This is a genomic window from Sulfurimicrobium lacus (assembly GCF_011764585.1).
In the GTDB taxonomy this organism is placed as follows: Bacteria; Pseudomonadota; Gammaproteobacteria; order Burkholderiales; family Sulfuricellaceae; genus Sulfurimicrobium; species Sulfurimicrobium lacus.
Genome location: NZ_AP022853.1, coordinates 1,874,103 through 1,892,515 on the forward strand (window position 1 = coordinate 1,874,103; position 18,413 = coordinate 1,892,515).

At 57.2% G+C, this 18,413-nt stretch carries 16 protein-coding genes; 8 read left to right on the forward strand and 8 right to left on the reverse strand.

The features are described from left to right. Positions 1–3: 3 nt before the first annotated feature. The 5 genes from SKTS_RS09250 to SKTS_RS09270 are packed head-to-tail and all read right to left on the reverse strand — an operon-like array spanning position 4 to position 5,288. Complete coding sequence (locus SKTS_RS09250; RefSeq protein ID WP_198420458.1) at positions 4–1,095, reverse strand: alpha-ketoacid dehydrogenase subunit beta; 1,092 nt, start codon at positions 1,093–1,095, stop codon at positions 4–6. Next, positions 1,088–2,050: a thiamine pyrophosphate-dependent dehydrogenase E1 component subunit alpha gene (locus SKTS_RS09255; protein WP_173063666.1), complete on the reverse strand. Its 963-nt coding sequence runs from the start codon at positions 2,048–2,050 to the stop codon at positions 1,088–1,090. Before SKTS_RS09255 ends, SKTS_RS09250 begins: the two co-directional genes overlap by 8 nt. Positions 2,051–2,060: 10 nt before the next feature. Continuing rightward, a complete protein-coding gene (locus SKTS_RS09260; protein WP_173063669.1) occupies positions 2,061–3,161 on the reverse strand; it encodes a radical SAM protein in 1,101 nt (366 codons plus the stop codon). Beyond that, the gene (locus SKTS_RS09265; protein WP_173063672.1) at positions 3,154–4,152 is read right to left on the reverse strand and encodes a glycosyltransferase family 9 protein; all 999 of its coding nucleotides are present in this window, start codon (positions 4,150–4,152) and stop codon (positions 3,154–3,156) included. Before SKTS_RS09265 ends, SKTS_RS09260 begins: the two co-directional genes overlap by 8 nt. Next, a complete protein-coding gene (locus SKTS_RS09270; protein WP_173063675.1) occupies positions 4,149–5,288 on the reverse strand; it encodes a radical SAM family protein in 1,140 nt (379 codons plus the stop codon). Before SKTS_RS09270 ends, SKTS_RS09265 begins: the two co-directional genes overlap by 4 nt. A gap of 174 nt (positions 5,289–5,462) precedes the next feature. Between SKTS_RS09270 and SKTS_RS09275 the strand changes: the two genes are divergently transcribed. The 8 genes from SKTS_RS09275 to SKTS_RS09310 all read left to right on the forward strand — a co-directional run bounded on the left by SKTS_RS09275 (position 5,463) and on the right by SKTS_RS09310 (position 15,452). Further along, positions 5,463–8,732: a glycosyltransferase gene (locus SKTS_RS09275; protein WP_173063678.1), complete on the forward strand. Its 3,270-nt coding sequence runs from the start codon at positions 5,463–5,465 to the stop codon at positions 8,730–8,732. A 153-nt stretch (positions 8,733–8,885) separates the two neighbouring features. Continuing rightward, positions 8,886–10,382: a flagellin N-terminal helical domain-containing protein gene (locus SKTS_RS09280; protein WP_173063682.1), complete on the forward strand. Its 1,497-nt coding sequence runs from the start codon at positions 8,886–8,888 to the stop codon at positions 10,380–10,382. A 74-nt stretch (positions 10,383–10,456) separates the two neighbouring features. After that, complete coding sequence (locus tag SKTS_RS09285) at positions 10,457–10,843, forward strand: flagellar protein FlaG (RefSeq protein WP_173063685.1); 387 nt, start codon at positions 10,457–10,459, stop codon at positions 10,841–10,843. 66 nt (positions 10,844–10,909) lie between these two features. Then, complete coding sequence (gene fliD / locus SKTS_RS09290; protein WP_173063688.1) at positions 10,910–12,922, forward strand: flagellar filament capping protein FliD; 2,013 nt, start codon at positions 10,910–10,912, stop codon at positions 12,920–12,922. Between the two features lie 23 nt (positions 12,923–12,945). Further along, positions 12,946–13,410 carry a flagellar export chaperone FliS gene (fliS, locus tag SKTS_RS09295; RefSeq protein WP_173063691.1) on the forward strand — a complete coding sequence of 155 codons (465 nt, stop codon included), beginning with the start codon at positions 12,946–12,948 and terminating at the stop codon, positions 13,408–13,410. A 2-nt stretch (positions 13,411–13,412) separates the two neighbouring features. Next, positions 13,413–13,742, forward strand: coding sequence for a flagellar protein FliT (locus SKTS_RS09300; RefSeq protein WP_173063694.1), 330 nt, complete (start codon positions 13,413–13,415; stop codon positions 13,740–13,742). Positions 13,743–13,762: 20 nt separating this feature from the next. Continuing rightward, on the forward strand, positions 13,763–13,996 hold the full coding sequence (locus SKTS_RS09305; RefSeq protein WP_173063697.1) for a hypothetical protein: 234 nt from the start codon (positions 13,763–13,765) through the stop codon (positions 13,994–13,996). A 52-nt stretch (positions 13,997–14,048) separates the two neighbouring features. Then, positions 14,049–15,452, forward strand: a complete 1,404-nt coding sequence (locus tag SKTS_RS09310) for a DNA recombination protein RmuC (RefSeq protein WP_173063700.1) — start codon at positions 14,049–14,051, stop codon at positions 15,450–15,452. Here the strand turns inward: SKTS_RS09310 and ald are convergent. From ald to SKTS_RS09325, 3 genes are read right to left on the reverse strand one after another with little or no spacing between them, the layout of a single operon-like run. Continuing rightward, on the reverse strand, positions 15,449–16,552 hold the full coding sequence (gene ald, locus SKTS_RS09315; RefSeq protein WP_173063703.1) for an alanine dehydrogenase: 1,104 nt from the start codon (positions 16,550–16,552) through the stop codon (positions 15,449–15,451). The two genes, SKTS_RS09310 and ald, sit on opposite strands and share 4 nt — an antisense overlap. A gap of 2 nt (positions 16,553–16,554) precedes the next feature. After that, positions 16,555–17,568, reverse strand: coding sequence for a quinone-dependent dihydroorotate dehydrogenase (locus tag SKTS_RS09320; RefSeq protein WP_425315643.1), 1,014 nt, complete (start codon positions 17,566–17,568; stop codon positions 16,555–16,557). Between the two features lie 9 nt (positions 17,569–17,577). Further along, positions 17,578–18,351: a DUF3530 family protein gene (locus SKTS_RS09325; RefSeq protein WP_173063709.1), complete on the reverse strand. Its 774-nt coding sequence runs from the start codon at positions 18,349–18,351 to the stop codon at positions 17,578–17,580. Positions 18,352–18,413 lie beyond the last annotated feature (62 nt).

Below are 18,413 nucleotides of genomic sequence, written 5' to 3' on the forward strand. Positions count from 1 at the left end.
CTGTCAAAATGGACCGCTGTATTTGTTATTGGGCACGTCATGAGGTCTGTCGCTTCGAAGCGTTGCAAGCAAGTTGGCGTAATCGATAGGGTTTATATCGGCACCGATCAGTTTAACTACAGCATCAGCCACGGTATTTGGACCTGGATAATACTTCTCGGTCATGTACTGTGACGTGGGAGCCGGGTGATCTGGTGAGGCAATTCGAACCGGGCATGCTTTTAGCGCATCGAATGCGTTCTCAACAACCTGGCTAATTAACTCACCGGCAATGCTACCCGCTCGAGATGCGGTGTCTGCTACGATCAGTCGTCCGGTTTTCCGAACTGAATCGAGAACACTGTCAATATCAAGGGGGCGCACACTACGCATATTCAAAACCTCTACGCTGATCCCCATCGAAGCCAAAGCCTTTGCTGCGGAAAGGGCCTCATAGGCCATATAGGAGAAAGCGGCAATGGTGATGTCCGTGCCTGTGTGCAAAATTTCCGCCTGATCCAGTGGAATTTGATAATAATCTTCTGGTACTGTTCCTTTGATTGGGTGAAGCCATCTATGTTCAATAAACAGGACCGGGTTTTCGTCCTCTATTGCCGAAATGAGCATGCCCTTTGCGTCACGAGGGGTGGTCGGCATGATGACCTTGAGCCCCGGTATCTGTGCAAACATGGCCTGCAGGCTTTGAGAGTGCTGCGGACCCTGGCCCCATCCTCGGCCAACGATCATTCGCACAACCAGTGGGACGGTTGCCTTGCCATCGAACATGTAATGCCATTTGGCAGCATTGTTGATCAACTGGTCCATCGCCAGAATAGCGAAATCAATTCGCTGATGCACCATTACGGGACGCATTCCACCAAGCGCGGCACCGATGCATATCCCGGTCATGCCGTTCTCGGCCAGTGGCATGTCAAAAACTCGCCGCTTGCCATATTTATCCAATAACCCCGCGGTTGTGTTGAAAATCGCCTTGGGGTCGGGAACGCCTTCGCCAATCAGAATGACTCGGGCGTCTTTCTCCATCGCCTGGTCCAGGCCCTCTCGAATGGCTTCCGAGAAGTTGATGGTGCGTTTCTTCATATCAAGTTCAGGCATAAACCTTCCCGCAGGCATCCTCGCTAGTCGGTTTTTTGCTGGAGAGCGCAAATTCGAAGGCGGCTGCGATTTCCTGCCTGATTTCGTCCTCGTATTTTTCAATGTCTCGACTAAAGCTCGCATCTTTCAGCGTCAGTTCGGCGGCATGGCTAGCGATGGGGCAGTCACCCATGCCGCTTTCGATTTCCTGTGTCGATCTGTAATTCAGGTCGTCGTCAAAATTTGGGCCGCAGTGCTCCCTCCAGCGATAAGTACGGAATTCGATGAACTGGGGACCCCGGCCAAGCCTTGCGTTGTCGATCGCTTCGCTGGAAATATTCAGGACCTCCTCCACATCGTTGCCGTTGCCGGAAAAAGCCGCCATGCCATGCGCCTCGGCCAGTCGGTAAATCGGTCGGTCGGGCTGCCGTTCGTTGCGCCGCGTGTAAACGGAGAAATCGTTGTTTTCGCAGACGAATAGCACCGGCAATTTGTGCAGCGCCGCAAAATTCAAGGATTCGTGGACGACACCCTCCTCGAAGCAGCCATCGCCGAAAAAAACCACGGTGACTTGATCGCTTTGCTTGAGCGAAGATGCCCATGCGGACCCAACCGCCAGCGGCACGGTCCCGCCGACGATAGGCGTAGAGCCCATGAATCCGACATCCAGATCGATGAGATGCATGGAGCCGCCGCGTCCCCCGCAGCATCCTGTGGCCCGGCCATACAATTCGGCCAGCATGGCGTTCAAATTTCCGCCTTTGGCAAGATAATGTCCGTGCGCTCTATGGTTGCTGAACACCCGGTCGGTAGGGTGGAGTGCCGCGCAGACGCCGACGGCGATGGCCTCCTGCCCGATACACAGATGCATCGGGCAGCGCATCTCCTGTTCGGCGTAACGGTCTGCCAACGCCTCCTCGATACGCCGGATTCTGAGCATCGATTTGAACAATCTGGCTGGTTGCATTTGTTGCATGGAAAGAAGCTCAGATGAAATTGACATGAGGTACCAGATGCTGGTCGATCCGATGCAGGTAGCGATTGACCTCGTCCATCCGGCAATTTACCCGGCAATCCTTTATGTCCAGCTGATCCCGGATAAAGTGGAAGTTCTGGCGTCGTTGCTCGCTTTCCCAGATGTCCTTGAAGGTGCTCTGGTTGATGTTGCCATACTCGAAGCGTTTGTCCAGAAGGTAAGCACTGCAACCGTAAAGGGCACCGTTGGCCATCAAATAGGCCCAGACGAAGGGTGTGGCATAACAGCGCGGATAGCGTGTGGATTCCTTAGCCAAGGTTTTTTTCATGGTATGGCCACGAAAAATCACCTGGAAGGAATCGGTGTTGTATGCGGCCAGCCTTTCTCCAAGGTGGATCAGAGCGCTGTAGTCCAGGTCGCTGTAAATTCTGGTGTCGCTGCTCAAATGCTGTGAGTAGGGCTTGATCACCAGGTAATCGAGCCCGATCTCGTCACGACAGATTTGCGCCAGGGTCTCCATCTCGTTCATGTTCTCGGGCAACAGAAGGGACTGGGCGCCGATGGTGCAGTTCAGGTTTTGCGCCTTTTTCATCGCAACGGCGCGTTTCAGGTTGGCGATCACGCGCTCGAAATCCACTTCCTTAGTCTGGTGTATTTTGGCGTAGCTGGCGGCGGTTCCTGCGTTAAGCGAGACCTTGATCCAGGAAATGTGGGGCAAAGTTTGCAGGAAGCGTTCGGTCATCGCTACGCCGTTGGTGGTAAACGCCACGTCGATGCCGGCTTCTTTGGTGGCGATAACGATTTCGTCAATTTTCTTGTGCAGCAGGGGTTCGCCCTCGCCAGCATACATCACGCTTTTCACCCCCAGGGCACCCATTTCTGCCAAGCGAGCTTTCAGAATTTCTGCATCCAGCATCACTGACTGGTAGCCGATGTAATCCACAGCGCAGAAAGTGCAGCGATGGTTGCACGCCCCTACCGGGGAGATTTCAATATAAATTGGGTATACCTGCTTTGCCTTTTCCCAGTCATTCCCCACTTCGAGTAATTGTGCGGTGCGGGCAGGGTGGTACATGAGTTTGTGGCTATCGATGCCATAGGTGTCAGACATAAGGAGTTTCTGTGTGTGAGCTTAGTTGTTTCTTAACGGCCTCGATGACACGATCTTGAGAGATATGGTCCATGCATAATCCCGCTGGGTTGTGGCAGGACGTTCCCAAACAGGGCATGCAAGTCCAGTTGACATCAGGCAAGAGTTTGATCAGAGAGCTATGTTCATCTACTTCGTTCGCTTTGGTCGGGCCGAACAAGGCGATCACTTTTTTCCCCAGGGCCAAGGCAATATGCAGACCGAGTGAGTCGTTTGTGATGAGGAGGCGGCAGCTGTTGATCCAATCGATGTAGCTTTCGATATTGTCCATGCCCTGTTGCCAGGAAAGCGAATATTCTCCTTCAAGAGTATCGTGCAGTTGCTGCCAGTTTGGGTCAGGCCAGCGCTTGATGGGAAATTTTCCGCCAACCTGATGATTCAGACCGATATCGTAAATTTCCTGTGATTTTGGCTGGTAGCCAAGGATGTATGGCTCATTTTTGTATGGGTGGCCAATCATTTCGTACAGCATGGTGGACCAGCTTTTGGACTGTTCACGTTTGAAGCTCATGCTCTTGCTCATCGACAGCGCCTGGTCCGAGTTGTCGTAAGCATGGGCTTCATGGGTGACATGGTCGAAGCGAAAGCCATAGCGTCGCCAGGCGGAAATCTTGTCTACCATGGCGCAGATGCCGGGGTCCTTCTCGAAGTTCACGACCACGTCGAACCAGTCGCTCATGAGGTGGAAAGACGTAAAGGTATTTACCGTGAGGATGCGGTGGATATATTGATTGCCCTTGAGCAGGTCGACACCTTTCTGGTCCACCAGCCAGGTGACTTCATATCGCTCCGGGGGGAAGGCGTGCAATATCACAGTGGTACGCAGGATGTCGCCCAGACTGACCACTCCGCTGATGTCCGGGTCCAGGGTTTCGCTGTATCCCATTTTTAGGATCAATACACGGTGTTTACGTTCGTCCAGGAGAGTGAAGGATGTGGATGGAGGGTTCATGCGCGCAGATATTTCCGTTGATGGGGCAGAATTTCCGGGTGGTCGAGCAACTCGGGGGGCATTTCGATATTGCGGATCTCCACCGAGGTGTGGGCGATGTTCTTGTCGTCCAGGCTCTGGAAACGGTTGTTTTTGACCTTGGTATCGCAGCCGATACAGCGCCCATAATAGGAGCAGGGGCGGAACTGGCGCAAGCTGTCCATGGCGAAATCCGGGTCGAGAATATGTCCTATCGGCCGCAACACCTCATTGGCAAACAGTCGGTCAGAATTCCGATTGAAGCGGTAATCCATCTGCCGCAGTCCAGGAAATTCGCGCTCTGCAACCCCGTTTTTCCATGCTTCATAAAGGTAGAAATGACACCCCCAGACGAAGCCGAGCGGGTCGAGCAGCAATTCGCTGGTGCGGCACTCGCAGTTGAGGGTGCGGGGGTAGATGTTGGCGGCGGTCAGGTGCGTTGAAAAAGGGTAAAGGTAAGAGCCGAACAGTTGCCCATTGTGCATGCCAAGGAATTCCTTGGCCTCGAATGGGACGCGATCCTTGCAGGCGGCTCTCATGCGGGGTGTGACGGCATTGTCAGGGTGCGCCACCATATAGATACCGACATCGCTTTCTGCTTTTACCGGCGAAACGCGGAAGCCATGATCGGCGAGTGCGGCGCAACGCTCGACCAGTTCCTCGAAGCCTCGGCCCTTCCAGGTGCGCTCCATCTCTTCCGGGTGGTAGCTGACGCGAATCGACGGGTAGGGCGCATCGCGCTGCAGCTTCTTCTGCTGGCCGTTGAGGAGGCGCGCGAATTTATCCGGTTTGAGGGCGAAGTTGGTAAGCAGGTCGAAATAGTGCGGCAGCCCGGCCAGAATCTCGCCCAGGCCCTTGCTGCCCCAGTATAAAGTGGGCTCGCCGCCCTGTAGGGTAATCGGCAGGTCGTCGGAGAACGGAATGCGCGACAGGCCGCGTATCCAGTCTTGCGGGGGCAGGGCGGTGTCAGGGTTGTGAAACAGGTCGCGCCGCTGTCCGCCCTGCTCGGGGTCGTTGATGCAGTACGCGCAGTTCAGGTTGCAGTCGAGGGTCAGGAAAACAGCGATGTAGTTCAGGTTTTCGGGCAGGGCCAAGGGCGGCAGAACGATTGTGCTCATTGTGTCGGGTCTTATGTGCCGTTATTTATGTGCGTAGTGAACAAATTTTCGGGGCAACGGGTTTTTATTGTAGTATCCCCAATGCGCTGGCGCACCGGCTGGAAGCGGGTGTGCGGCGACTTGTCGAAATCGTTGTGGGCAGATCATAGGCTGTAAGCATACCGGAGAAACTGGATGGTTGATAACAAAAAAATCGTTTTGCACGTCGGTTGCGGACCGGTTAGCGAGCTGACTTTTCATCCCCATTTCAAGCGCGATGAGTGGCGCGAAATTCGCCTTGATATCGATCCTGATCTCAACCCGGATATCGTTGCTTCGCTTACCGATATGCGCGTTGTTCCTTCCGGCTCCATGGATGCCGTATGGTCCAGCCACAACGTCGAACATCTGTTTCCCCATCAGGTACCGACCGCATTGCGCGAGTTCCTGAGGGTGCTTAAACCGGGTGGTTTTGCACTGATTACCTTGCCTGACCTTCAGGCTATCGCCGGGCTGGTGGTGGCGGACAAGCTGGACGATGTGGCTTATTACTCTCCCGGTGGGCCGATCGCCGCACACGACATGATTTATGGCTGGCGTGCGGAAACCCAGTCCGGCAACGATTTCATGTGTCACCGTACCGGTTTCACCGCCAAAACCCTGTACTGGGCCCTGATTGCGGCGGGATTCGCCGAGGTGATGGTGCAACGCGATGGGCATTATGCGTTGTGGGCGACGGCGTACAAACAGAGACCCGCCGAGCCCAAGGCGCTGGCGGGCATTGATACCGAAATATATGTGCCGTCGCAAAGCGAACAGCTGAAGACCGGCTATCACTTATGGCAGGACCAACATCGACCGACGGTCGAACACAAGGCGCTTTGCGAGCAGCGTATCCACTCCTGGCTCCGCTCCCCGCGCATTCACCTGGCTTTGCTGGTGTCGCAGCCTAACGACCGGCTGCTGGCGGCCAGCATCGGCTCGCTTGCGTGTCAATACCATATGCCGGCGCGCGTGACCGTGGTCGCGCCTTTCGCGCCATCGGCAGAATGGCGGGATAACGATCGCCTGTGCTGGCATGTGGCGGGTGACGATCTGTTATTGGAGGCCAACCGGGTATTGAGTGAATTCGATGCGGACTGGGTTGGGGTTGCCGATGGCGGCGACCAGTTCGCCCCGCATGCCTTTTTTGCGCTGGCCGAGGCGGCGTTGTCCCATCCCGACTGGCGGATGGTGTATTCCGATGAAGATCGAATCAACAATGCCGGCGCACGCGACCTTCCTCACTTCAAACCTGACTTCAACCCCGCTTTGCTGCGCAGCTATCCTTATGTTGGGGGGCTGTCGCTGATCGACCAGAGGCTGTTCAGGCGGCTGGGTGGTTTCGACAGCAGGTTCCTCGGCGTGGAAGAATACGATCTGGTGCTCCGCGTGCTTGAACAGGCAGGGGCCGCGGCATTCGGGCATGTCGCCGATTTGCTCTATCACCGCTTGACGGATGGCGGGCACTGCAATTTGCCGGTATCCGCATTGGTCGAGAAGGGGCGTGCCGCCTTGGCTGCGCATCTCGAGCGGCAGGGCGTCGGGGCGGATGTGGTGCATGGCGTTTTCCCCGCGAGCTATCGTGTGCGTTACCGGGTTGCACCGGAAGTGTCAGCCTCTGTGCTGATCGTGGCCGACAGCAATCTGGCGCACTTGCAGCGATGCGTGGAGAGCGTCCTCGAACAGACGGCGTGGCCAAATTACGAATTGGTGGTGCTGGCCGACGCGGCGGCAGGGGAGGACGTGCGCGTCTATGTCGCTGCCTTGGGCGGGCTCGGGGAGCCGCGCATCAGGGCCGTCGTGGCGGACGAAGCGCTTGCCTGGTCCGAGGCGCGTAATCGCCTGGCGGCTGAGTCGCTGGGTGAGTTCCTGGTGTTTTTGCATTCGTCTTGCGCCATCATGCAGGCTGACTGGCTGGAGGAGTTGCTGGGACGGGCCAACCAGTCCGGTGTGGCAGCTGTCGGCCCACGTCTGCTCAAGCCGGACGGGAAAGTGCATCAGGCTGGCGCAATCCTGGGTCTCGATAACCGGCCGGTAAGCAGCCCGTTTTCCGATGAGGCGCTGGAATATCCCGGCTATTACGGGCGCGCTTTGGTGGCGCAGAACTTCTCCGCCCTGCCGGAGGCATGCCTGGTGATCCGGCATGGCGTGTTTGCAGCTTCCGGGGGGTTCGACGCTCACTTTGTCGGGGATCTGGCCGCGGCCGATTTGAGCTTACGTCTGACCCAGGGCGTGGACCGGCTGGAATGGACGCCTTTCGTCAGCCTGTTGCATTCTGGTCAGGCATTGGCTGGCAATGCTCCAGCTGACTGGGGCGCCTTTTACGCCCGCTGGCTGTCGAAGATGGCGCGTGATCCCGCGTACAACCCCAACCTGAGTCTGCGCCACGGGTTTGCCGTTGAAACCTTGGCGTGTCTCAGCTATGACCCTTACCCCTGGAAACCTCTGCCGCGTGTGTTGGTGAATCCCGCCGACGATACCGGCAGTGGCGAATATCGTATTTCCGCACCGGCCAGGATGTTGAACCAAACCCTTCAGGCGCAGGTCATTACCAGCAGAGCAACTTTGTCGCCGGTCGAAATGGCACGCGTGGCGCCGGACGTGATCGTGATGCAGCGCCAGGTATATGAGCACCAGGTCGATGCGATCCGGCGTTATCAGCGTTACGCCGGGGCATTCCGCGTGTTCGAACTGGATGACCTGATCACCGATATGCCGGCCAAGAGTGCTTTGCGTCCTTTTATGCCGACAGATGTGGGGCACTGGCTCAAGGAGGCGCTGGCCATATGCGATCGCTTCGTGGTCTCCACTGATGCGCTGGCAGAAGCCTACCGCCACCTTCATGGCGATATACGGGTGGCTCCCAACTATCTGGAAGGCGCACGCTGGAAAGGACTGGCTCCTCTACGCGGTGCAGGGCGAAAGCCCCGTGTGGGCTGGTCTGGCGGGAATAGCCATACCGGTGACCTGGATGTGATAACCGAGGTAGTCAAGGTGCTTGCCGACGAAGTTGAATGGGTGTTTTTCGGCATGTGCACCGATGAAATTCGCCCCTGTTTGCATGAATATCATGCCGGCGTGGAACTGGACGACTATCCCGCCAAACTGGCCAGCCTCAATCTTGACCTGGCGCTGGCGCCGCTGGAGCAGCATCCTTTCAATGAATGCAAAAGTCACCTCAAGTTGCTGGAATACGGTGTGCTGGGCTATCCGGTAATCGCAACGGACATTCGTCCCTATCAGGGCGATTACCCCGTTACGCGGGTGGCAAATCATGTCGAGGACTGGGTGGGCGCGATACGCGGACATCTTGCCGACGCTGAACAGAACGCACGCCGCGGGGATGCCCTGCGGGAGCATGTGCTGTCGCGCTGGATGCTGGAAGACCACCTGGATGTGTGGCAGGCGGCCTGGATGCTATGACGCTCATCGAAAGTCATGGCAAAAAAGCCTTAAAGTTCTCGAATCTGGTGCCGCTAACCAAAACAAGAGGACTGAAGAGGGCCCGCCCCAACAGGCAGGTTCACCCGGCTTCGAAGTGGGTTTAACCTTTTTGGCATTACTAAGGAGAGCATCATGGCACTAACGATCAACACCAACGTTCCGTCGCTCAACACGCAACGTCAACTCAATTCCAGCCAGGGCGCGCTTACCCAGTCCCTGCAGCGCCTGTCTTCCGGTCTGCGCATCAACTCCGCAAAGGACGATGCAGCAGGTCTGGCGATTTCCGAGCGTTTCACCACCCAGATTCGCGGCCTGGATCAGGCACGTCGCAATGCAAACGACGGTGTGTCCCTTGCCCAGACGGCTGAAGGTTCGATGGAGCAGATGGGTAACCTGATGCAGCGTATCCGCGAACTGGCAGTGCAGGCCGCCAACGCGACCAATACCGCATCCGACCGCCAGGCGCTCAATCAGGAAGCCACGCAACTGAACCAGGAACTGGGCCGCTTCGCCAGCACGACCGAATTCAACGGACAAAAGCTATTCGACGGCACTTTTGGTTCCGCCGTGTATCAAGTCGGCGCCAACGCCAACCAGACAATTACCGCGACCACCACCAACTTCCTGACCACCCAGTACGGTGCTTTCGAAGTGGGCAAACAAGGTACCCGCTCTGTAGCAGCATCGAGCACCAACGTTACCGGTACCGGCGCAACCGGCGCAGTGGTCTCCACTGCTGGCGGTATTACCGTCAAGGGCGCAGCTGCTAGTGGCGCCACCGGCACCCTGGCAACTTCCGCTTCGGCACGTGATGTCGCCATTGCGGTCAATGCGCAAAGCCAAACCGGCGTTAGCGCTGCTGCTTTCACGGAAACCACACTGGCTCTCGGCGCGTCCGGCAGCTACTCTCTGAGCGTGTACGGCTCCAATACTACGACGGCTGCAACCGTGTCCTTCGCGATCTCCGGTACGACTGGCGCGGACAACCTGTCCCAGGCCGTGACGGCGTTCAACAACGCAGCTGGACAAACGGGCGTTACCGCCAAGCTGAATACCGGTGCAACCGGCATCGTTCTGACCCAGTCTGACGGCTATAACATCAACCTGACGGCAGCGGATACTGCAGCGGCAGCGGGTAGTGTGACGGCCGGTGGCGTGACGCTGGCAGCTACCACCGCCGGCAACCTGACTATTGGTGGCCAGGTTAACCTGGATTCCGACAAGTCGTACTCGCTGGTCAGCACCGGCGCGGCACTGACCTCTGGCGCATTTGGCACGGCACTGGCAGCAAGTGGAACGGTGGCTGCTTCCCTGCAGGCTGTCTCGACCATCGATATCACAACCGCTACCGGCGCGACCCAGGCCTTGCGCATCGCCGATATGGCGCTGACAGCGATCAACGGTCAGCGTTCCGCATACGGTGCTCTGCAGAATCGCTTCGAAGCAACGATCACCAACCTGCAAACGACGTCGGAGAACATGTCTTCTGCGCGTAGCCGGATTCGTGATGCGGACTTCGCGGCGGAAACTGCAAACCTGACACGTGCTCAGATTCTGCAACAAGCTGGTACAGCTATGTTGGCACAGGCTAACGCCTTGCCGAACAACGTGTTGAGCCTGCTGCGTTAAAAGAGTCGCTTAGCGTAAAATAATCTTGGCCATGGGCGGACTCATGGCCAAGATTTTTCCTTTTAAGGAGAACCATGATGCAAATTACTCAGATAAGTTCTGGTGGTTATTCGCCATCGGTGTCGGGTGATGCCAGCACTCAGCAACGCACCCCCTCTCCCGAAGTCTCGCAAGCCTCGTCTGCAGCCGTTGTCGAATTGCCTACCAAAGCTGTGCAGGCCGTCGGTGATACTGCAAATGCCGCATCGGTGAAACAGTCGGTCGCCAAAATCAATGAGACGATAGCAAGTAGCGGCAGTGGCCTCAGGTTTACCGTGGATGAGGACACCGGTATTCATGTCGTCAAGGTGATGGATGTTGAAAGCAAGGAAGTAATTCGGCAAATCCCAACCAAGGAAGTCATTGCTATTGCGAAGGCCCTTGATAAGCTTCAGGGATTGTTGGTGCGCGATAAAGCTTGACCACTTAATCCCGTGCCTGGTACGGTTTTTGTTCCACGTTAACTGTTAACTCTCGCGGAGAATATCATGGCAATTTCATCTCCCGGCCTCGGATCCAACCTCGACATCAATAGCATCGTCAGTCAGTTGATGCAGATCGAGCAGCGTCCTCTGACCATACTGGCTACCAAGGAGGCGAGCTATCAGGCGCAGTTGACGGCTTATGGAACACTCAAGGGTGTCTTGTCGTCTTTCCAGACCTCAGTGCAGGGGTTGAGCGACGCCACTAAATTTACAGCCATCAAGGCAACCTCCTCGGATACGACAATTGTTTCGGCTTCAGCAACCAGCATAGCTTCGGCGGGGAACTATTCCCTGAATGTCAGCAAGCTGGCCCAGTCGCAGAAATTACTGGCTGCCGGACAAAACGATCTCACGACATCCATCGGTGCCGGAACCAGCACTACCCTGACATTCGATTTTGGCGCAGTCAGTGGTGGCACCTTTACCGCATATAATTCGACCACCGGAACGGGCGGAACCTATGCCGGCTCGACCTTTACCAGCAATGGAAGCGGTATCAAGACTGTCACCATCGATTCCACAAATAACTCTCTCTCGGGAATTCGCGATGCCATCAATAGCGCCAACATTGGCGTTAAGGCATCGATCATCAACGATGGAGGAACATCGCCTTATCGCCTGGTACTGAGCGCAGACGCGGCAGGCAAGGATAACAGCCTCAAAATCAGTGTGAGCGGGGATGCTTCAATATCCTCTCTGCTATCACAGGATCCCGCAGGGACGCAAAATCTCCACGAGACCATTACGGCGCAGAATACCGAAATGACGGTGGATGGCGTATTCGTGAGCAAACAGAGTGTCAACGTGTCGGATGTGATCCCCGGCGTTACGCTGACGGCCCTGAAGATTGGTACTGCGACGCTGTCCGTAGCGCGTGACACGGCCTCGGTCAGGTCCGCAATAGACGGTTTTGTTAAAGCTTATAACGATGCAAGCAAAGCCTTGAAAGATGTCAGCGCCTATAACCCTGACACCAAGGAAGCCGCGATTCTGCAAGGCGATTCCACGGTGCGTACGATTCGCAATCAATTACGCTCAATTCTGAATACACCCCTGGCGGGTGGAAGTGCGCTTACCACCCTGTCCAACGTGGGGGTGAGTTTCCAGAAAGACGGTACGCTGGCAGTAGATAGCGCCAAACTCCAAACGGCGATTGACAATAATTTTTCAGACATCGCCGGTGTGTTTTCGGCGATCGGCAAGGCAAGCGACAGTCTGGTCAGTTATTCCGGGTCGACTGCCAGCACCAAGGCGGGAAGTTATGCCCTGAACGTCAGCCAATTGGCGAGTCGTGGCAACATCACCGGTTCAGCCGTCGCCGGGTTGACCATAACGCAGGCATCGAACGACGGGATGGATGTCACCATCGATGGCGTAAGCGCTTCGCTCACACTCGCCGCCGGGACTTATACTGCTGCAACTCTTGCGGCGGAGGTACAGTCCAAAATAAATGGTGCGTCTGCATTTTCTGGTGCCGGAATATCAGTTGCCGTTATCCAGACGGGCGGAATTCTGAGCATAACTTCAAACCGTTATGGCTCCGCATCGAATGTCAGCGTGGGCGGCACGGGCGCAGTAAACCTGTTGGGTGCTGCTCCGGTGGGGACTGTCGGTGTGGATGTGGCGGGCACCATTAACGGGGCTGCGGCAGCTGGCTCAGGGCAATATCTGACGGGTGCGGTGGGCAACGCAGCGGATGGCCTCAAGATGCTGGTTACGGGGGGCGCTACCGGTAGCCGAGGAACGGTGAATTATTATCAGGGTTATGCCTACCAGCTCAATAATTGGCTGACTAACTTGCTGGACAGCAAGGGGGCACTAAGTAGCCGCACAGATGGGATTAATCGTAGTATTAAGGATATTGGCACTCAGCAGGCAGCTATTAGCCGTCGCTTAACAGATATTGAAGCACGCTATAGAAAGGAATTTACTGCGCTGGATACCCTTATCGGTAGCATGACGCAAACCAGTAATTTTCTGACGCAACAGTTGGCAAACTTGCCAAAGATTGCCTGATATTTAATTTGGGAGAGATTAGTATGATTGCAACGTCTCGAGGCGCGCTGAATGCCTACTCCCAAGTGGGAGTCGAGGCCAGCATCGCCAGTGCCAGCCCGCATAAGTTGATCTCCATGCTGTTCGACGGCGCGATTCTGGCTGTTTCTCATGGTCGCCTCCACATGCAGCAAGGTAATATTGCCGCCAAAGGCGCATCGATTTCCAAGGCGATTGCTATTATCGACGACGGCCTGAGCGTAAGCCTGGACGAAAAAGCCGGTGGTGAGTTGGCGCAGAGCCTGAAAGCCTTATACGAATATATGAGTAATCGTTTGTTGATGGCGAATCTCAAGAATGACGTCGCGGGACTGGATGAAGTGTCGCGATTGTTGAATGAGTTGAAAAGCGCGTGGGATTCGATTGAAGCTCGGCCACAAACGGCAGCGCCCTCGCCTGTGGTGGATACGGCGCCACAGCGTTCATCTATCAGCTACGGCAAGGCGTAATAGTGAACTGCGATACCTGGCTTATAGAGCGCTATGAGAAAATAGCGCAAATTTCGAGCCAAATGCTGCAATTGGCGCGTAGCGGGCAGTGGAATGAATTGCCGCTGCAGGAACAGAAGCGTGTCGCTATCGTTACCGAATTGAAAAGTGGGGTTTGCAGTGGCGTCACCCTCGGGGATGGGCCTTCCCGGAAGTTGGCCGATCTGATCGGCGCAATTCTCAAAGCCGATGCTGAAACTCAATCTTTGGCTGAGTCGTGGCGCGGGGAGTTGCAGGGTTTGCTTGGCAGCATGAACACGGAACGCAAGCTATTGGACGCCTACGGGAATTAAAGCCCAAGCTAGGAGAGATCATGCCTTTTCCTGCGCCACAGCGTCATTACACGATTTCAATCCCCATTTTTGCCGCCACCGAACCCGTCGGTGGTCTGGATTATTCCCTTCCCATTCATTCCGATCATGGCAGCTCCCAACCTCAGGAATATTGGGAAGATCAGCTCCACAAGCGCAAACCAGGCAAGCGTAAGCCCCAGCCCCTGCCGGAAAAGCCCCATGACCCAAGCCATCAGGTCGATGATTACGCCTGAGTAAGCTTGTTTCTCCGCGCTCTACGCTATACTCCCGCGCAGGGAGAAAAACATGCTCGAAATTCTGATTGCCATTCTGATCATCTTCATTCTGCTGGCCTCGCTGTGGGTTGGGGTCAAGCTCGGCGGGTTGACACGTTCGCAGCACGAGCTTCCTGACCATCTCTCACAAGTTTTGGAAGAGAAGCATCGCGCCATGCTGACGGATCTGCATGATGGCTTGGCGAAACAGGGCGACCGCATGAACCATGCCTTGCTGGAAAGCTCCGAGCGCCTGCGCGAAATTGTTGCGCTCGAGTTGAAGCTGACCCGTGACGCGATGCAGTCACTGCAACTAGCGCAGAACGACAGCCTGGCACAGACGCGCGAGGCGTTGTTGAAGCAGCTGGCAGAACTGAACGTGCAGTTGCAGAGCAAGCAGGACGCGATGCGCGCCGAGGTGATTGCCAAAACCATGCAGACTCTGGCCGAACAGGGCCGGGCGGACCAGGAGTTGATCCAGTCCACCATGAAGAACAGCACGCAGCAGCTTGTCGCCACGATCGAGGGGCTGAGCAAGACCGTGGACGGCCGGCTGGAGCAGATCAGCGGGAAGGTGACGGAGCGCCTGGACGAGGGCTTCAAGAAAACCAATGATACGTTCGTCAATGTCATGGCGCGGCTGGCGACCATCGACGAAGCGCAGAAGAAAATCGACGGCCTCACCACCAACGTGGTCAGTCTGCAGGAGCTGCTGGGCGACAAGCGCTCGCGCGGCGCGTTCGGCGAGGTGCAGCTGGAAAACCTGATCCGCAATATCCTGCCGCCCACCATGTACGCGATGCAATACACGCTATCCAACGGTAGCCGTGTGGATTGCGCCTTATTCCTGCCCGAGCCCACCGGGACGGTGGGGGTGGATTCCAAGTTCCCGCTCGAGAATTACCACAGAATGTTCACGCCGGGTACCAGCGAACTGGAGCGCGCCGTGGCGCAGAAGCAGTTCAAGGCGGACGTGAGGAAGCACGTGGACGACATCGCGAGCAAATACATCATCGCTAACGAAACCTCAGATGGCGCGGTGATGTTCATTCCTGCCGAGGCGGTGTTCGCCGAAATCCACGCCTACCACCCGGAAGTGGTGGATTACGCCATGGGCAAACGGGTGTGGATCGTTTCGCCGACGACCATGATGGCGGTGTTGAATACCGCGCGCGCGGTGATGAAGGACGTGGAAACGCGCAAGCAGGTGCACATTATCAAGGACGCCTTGAACAAGCTGGGCAAGGAGTTCGAGCGCTTCGACACGCGCATGAAAAAGCTGGCAGACCATATTCGCCTGGCCCACGACGACGCGCTGGAAGTGCATACCACCAGCAAGAAGATCAGCGACCGCTTCCGCAAGATCGAGGCGGTGGAGCTGGAGCACCCGCAGCAGGACGTGCTGGTGGAGGTGCTGGAAGGGGATGAGACTTAAGCGCTGAAGGGCTGGTAGTCGTAGCCCAGGTCGGCTGCCACGCTCGGGTGGGTAACCTGCCCCAGATGCAGGTTGAGCCCATTCTGGAGGCCGGCATCCTGGCGCATGGCCTCCCGGTAGCCGAGGTTGGCTAGTTTCAGCGTGTAGGGCAGGGTGGCGTGCGTGAGTGCCTGGGTCGAGGTGCGGGCGCAGGCGGCTGGCATGTTGGTGACGCAATAGTGCACCACGCCGGCCTCGACGTAGGTCGGCCTTGAATGCGTGGTCGGACGCGAGGTTTCAGCGCAGCCGCCCTGGTCGATGGCCACGTCCACCAGTACCGATCCGGGACGCATGGCGCCCACCAGTTCGCGGCTGATGAGCTTGGGTGCGCGCTTCCCCGGGATCAGCACTGATCCCACCACCAGGTCGGCATCGGAGACCAGTGCCTCGATGGCGCTGGCTTGCGAATAATGCGTCTTGAGGCGGCCGCCGAACACGTCGTCCAGATAGCGCAGCCGATTCAGGTTCAGGTCCAGGATCGTCACATCCGCACCCGACCCCATTGCCATTTTCGCGGCTTCAGTGCCAACCGTGCCCGCGCCGAGTATGACCACCTTGCCCGGCGCGACACCGGGTACGCCGCCGAGCAACACGCCGCTGCCGCCATGGTTCATTTGCAGGGAGGTGGCGCCGGCCTGAAGCGCGATGCGGCCGGCGACTTCGGACATCGGCGTGAGCAGGGGGAGGCGGCCTTGGGCATCGGTGACGGTTTCGTAGGCGATACCGATGATCTTGTGCTGCAGCAGTTGTTCGGTCAGCCCGGCATCGGCCGCGAGGTGCAGGTAGGTGAAGAGGATCTGGCCTTCATGCAGCAGCGGAATTTCAGCAGACTGGGGCTCCTTGACCTTGACGATCATGGGGCAGGCAAGGGCTTCGGTCGCGGTGCCGACGATACGGGCGCCGGACTCGGCATACAGCGTATCGCCGAAACCGATTGCCGAACCCGCCCCGGTCTGCACGTGAACTTCATGACCGGCGCCGACCAGTGCGCGCACCCCGGCGGGGGTCAGCCCGACGCGAAATTCGTGATCCTTTATTTCCTTGGGGACGCCGATGCGCATGGTCAGATTTCCTCGCACGCTTCCCGGATCAGCGCCGGGCCGCGATATATGAAGCCGCTATAGAACTGGACCAGGCTGGCGCCGGCAATGATTTTTTCCTTGGCATCCAGTCCGTTCATGATGCCGCCCACGCCGATGATGGGGATTTTGTTTCCAAGTGCCAAGCTCAGTTGTTTCACCACGCTGGTTGATTTTGCACGCACCGGTGCGCCGCTCAAACCGCCGGCTTCCTCGCCGTTCGGCAAGCCGCTCACACCTTCTCGCGACAGTGTGGTGTTGGTGGCGATCACCGCCTCGATCCGGTATTTCAACAGCAAGTCGGCGATCTGGATGATTTCTTCCGTGCTCAGGTCGGGTGCAATCTTCAGTGCCAGGGGCACGTGCTTGCCATGTGTCTGTGCAAGTCTGGCCTGCTCGTTTTTCAGCGCGTCGAGCAGTGCTTCGAGTTCGCTCGATTGCTGGAGCTGGCGCAGGTTCTTGGTGTTGGGCGACGAGATGTTGATCGCGACGTAGCTGGCGTGGGCATACACCTTGCGCAGGCAGGTAAGGTAGTCGTCGGCGGCTTTTTCGATCGGCGTGTCGAAGTTCTTGCCGATGTTGATGCCGAGAACACCGCGATATTTAGCGTTTTCGACGTTTTCGACCAGCTTGTCCACGCCGTCGTTGTTGAACCCCATGCGGTTGATGATGGCGTTGGCGGGCGGGATGCGGAACAGGCGCGGTTTGGGGTTGCCGGGCTGGGGGCGTGGCGTGACGGTGCCGATTTCGAGGAAGCCGAAGCCCAGTGCGGCCAGGGCGTCGATGTATGCGCCATTCTTGTCCAGTCCCGCCGCCAGGCCGACCGGGTTGGGAAATTCCAGGCCCATCACCGTGCGCGGCTTGGGCGGGACTCGTTCGGCGAGGAGGCTGAGCAGTCCAAGGCGCTGAGCGGTTTTCATGCCTTCCATGCCGAGATGGTGGGCGGATTCGGCGTCCATTTTGAAAAATATGGAGCGTAGCAGTGAATAGAGCATGATTGATTTTTCTTAGAATTTGAGTTGGTTGAGCCATTCGCTGACGGCTATGACCAGCTCGGCGTTGTGTTCGTGGAAATAGTGGTCGGCGCCTTTGACGACGACTTGGCGCGACTGTGGGTTGCCGGCCGTGCGCATGGCGTCCAGGCGCTCCGGCGCCATCTTCAATACCTGAGGAAATTCGGCGCTGCCATAGATGTCCAGTACCGGCACATGCATGCCGGCTAGAGGAAACGCTTCTTTCATCGGTTGCTGGTAATCGGTGGCGCCCATGCCGATGCCTATATATGCATTGATATCCCTGTCGCCGTGCCGGGCGATCCAGTGCATGGCCATATGAGCCCCGCAACTGTGGGCGATGAGCACGATATGCGTGACTCCCGTGTCGCGCAGATAGCGGATGGCGGCAGCGATGCGCGGACCGGCTTCAGGGAATAGCGGTACATAGTCGTTGTACTTGGCTTCCTTGGCCAATACCGGCATTTGCAGCGACAAGGTGTGCCATCCGCTCGCGGGCAGCGCCGTGCGCAGGGGTGATACCACGTCAGCCCAGTCAGGATGCATGCCGCGTCCATGCAGGATGATGGCCGCTCCGCGCGGATGGCGTTGGGCGGTGGGGGTATAGATGGCAAGGAATTCGTGTTGGCCCGCTTCGAGCCACACCGGCTCGCCCTCCACGATCATGTCCACGATCTCGTCAGCCAGCCGCTTTTCGCGCACCAGATCGGAAGCCGTCGCCGGCAATGCCGAAAAGGCCAGGCACAGAGCGATGAAGATTTTGATCATGTCGCAAGTATGGGGAGGGGGAGCAGTATTGACAAGGCTGGGCGTCCGAACCGATGTGGTGC

Bases quoted from the DNA above. Each gene is read 5' to 3' on its own strand.
- SKTS_RS09265 (WP_173063672.1), bottom strand. From the start codon at position 4,152: ATGAACCCTCCATCCACATCCTTCACTCTCCTGGACGAACGTAAACAC.
- SKTS_RS09310 (WP_173063700.1), top strand. From the start codon at position 14,049: ATGCTCGAAATTCTGATTGCCATTCTGATCATCTTCATTCTGCTGGCC.
- SKTS_RS09270 (WP_173063675.1), bottom strand. From the start codon at position 5,288: ATGAGCACAATCGTTCTGCCGCCCTTGGCCCTGCCCGAAAACCTGAAC.
- SKTS_RS09260 (WP_173063669.1), bottom strand. From the start codon at position 3,161: ATGTCTGACACCTATGGCATCGATAGCCACAAACTCATGTACCACCCT.
- SKTS_RS09275 (WP_173063678.1), top strand. From the start codon at position 5,463: ATGGTTGATAACAAAAAAATCGTTTTGCACGTCGGTTGCGGACCGGTT.
- fliD (WP_173063688.1), top strand. From the start codon at position 10,910: ATGGCAATTTCATCTCCCGGCCTCGGATCCAACCTCGACATCAATAGC.
- SKTS_RS09250 (WP_198420458.1), bottom strand. From the start codon at position 1,095: ATGCCTGAACTTGATATGAAGAAACGCACCATCAACTTCTCGGAAGCC.
- fliS (WP_173063691.1), top strand. From the start codon at position 12,946: ATGATTGCAACGTCTCGAGGCGCGCTGAATGCCTACTCCCAAGTGGGA.
- SKTS_RS09280 (WP_173063682.1), top strand. From the start codon at position 8,886: ATGGCACTAACGATCAACACCAACGTTCCGTCGCTCAACACGCAACGT.
- SKTS_RS09285 (WP_173063685.1), top strand. From the start codon at position 10,457: ATGATGCAAATTACTCAGATAAGTTCTGGTGGTTATTCGCCATCGGTG.
- SKTS_RS09325 (WP_173063709.1), bottom strand. From the start codon at position 18,351: ATGATCAAAATCTTCATCGCTCTGTGCCTGGCCTTTTCGGCATTGCCG.
- SKTS_RS09255 (WP_173063666.1), bottom strand. From the start codon at position 2,050: ATGCAACAAATGCAACCAGCCAGATTGTTCAAATCGATGCTCAGAATC.
- ald (WP_173063703.1), bottom strand. From the start codon at position 16,552: ATGCGCATCGGCGTCCCCAAGGAAATAAAGGATCACGAATTTCGCGTC.
- SKTS_RS09305 (WP_173063697.1), top strand. From the start codon at position 13,763: ATGCCTTTTCCTGCGCCACAGCGTCATTACACGATTTCAATCCCCATT.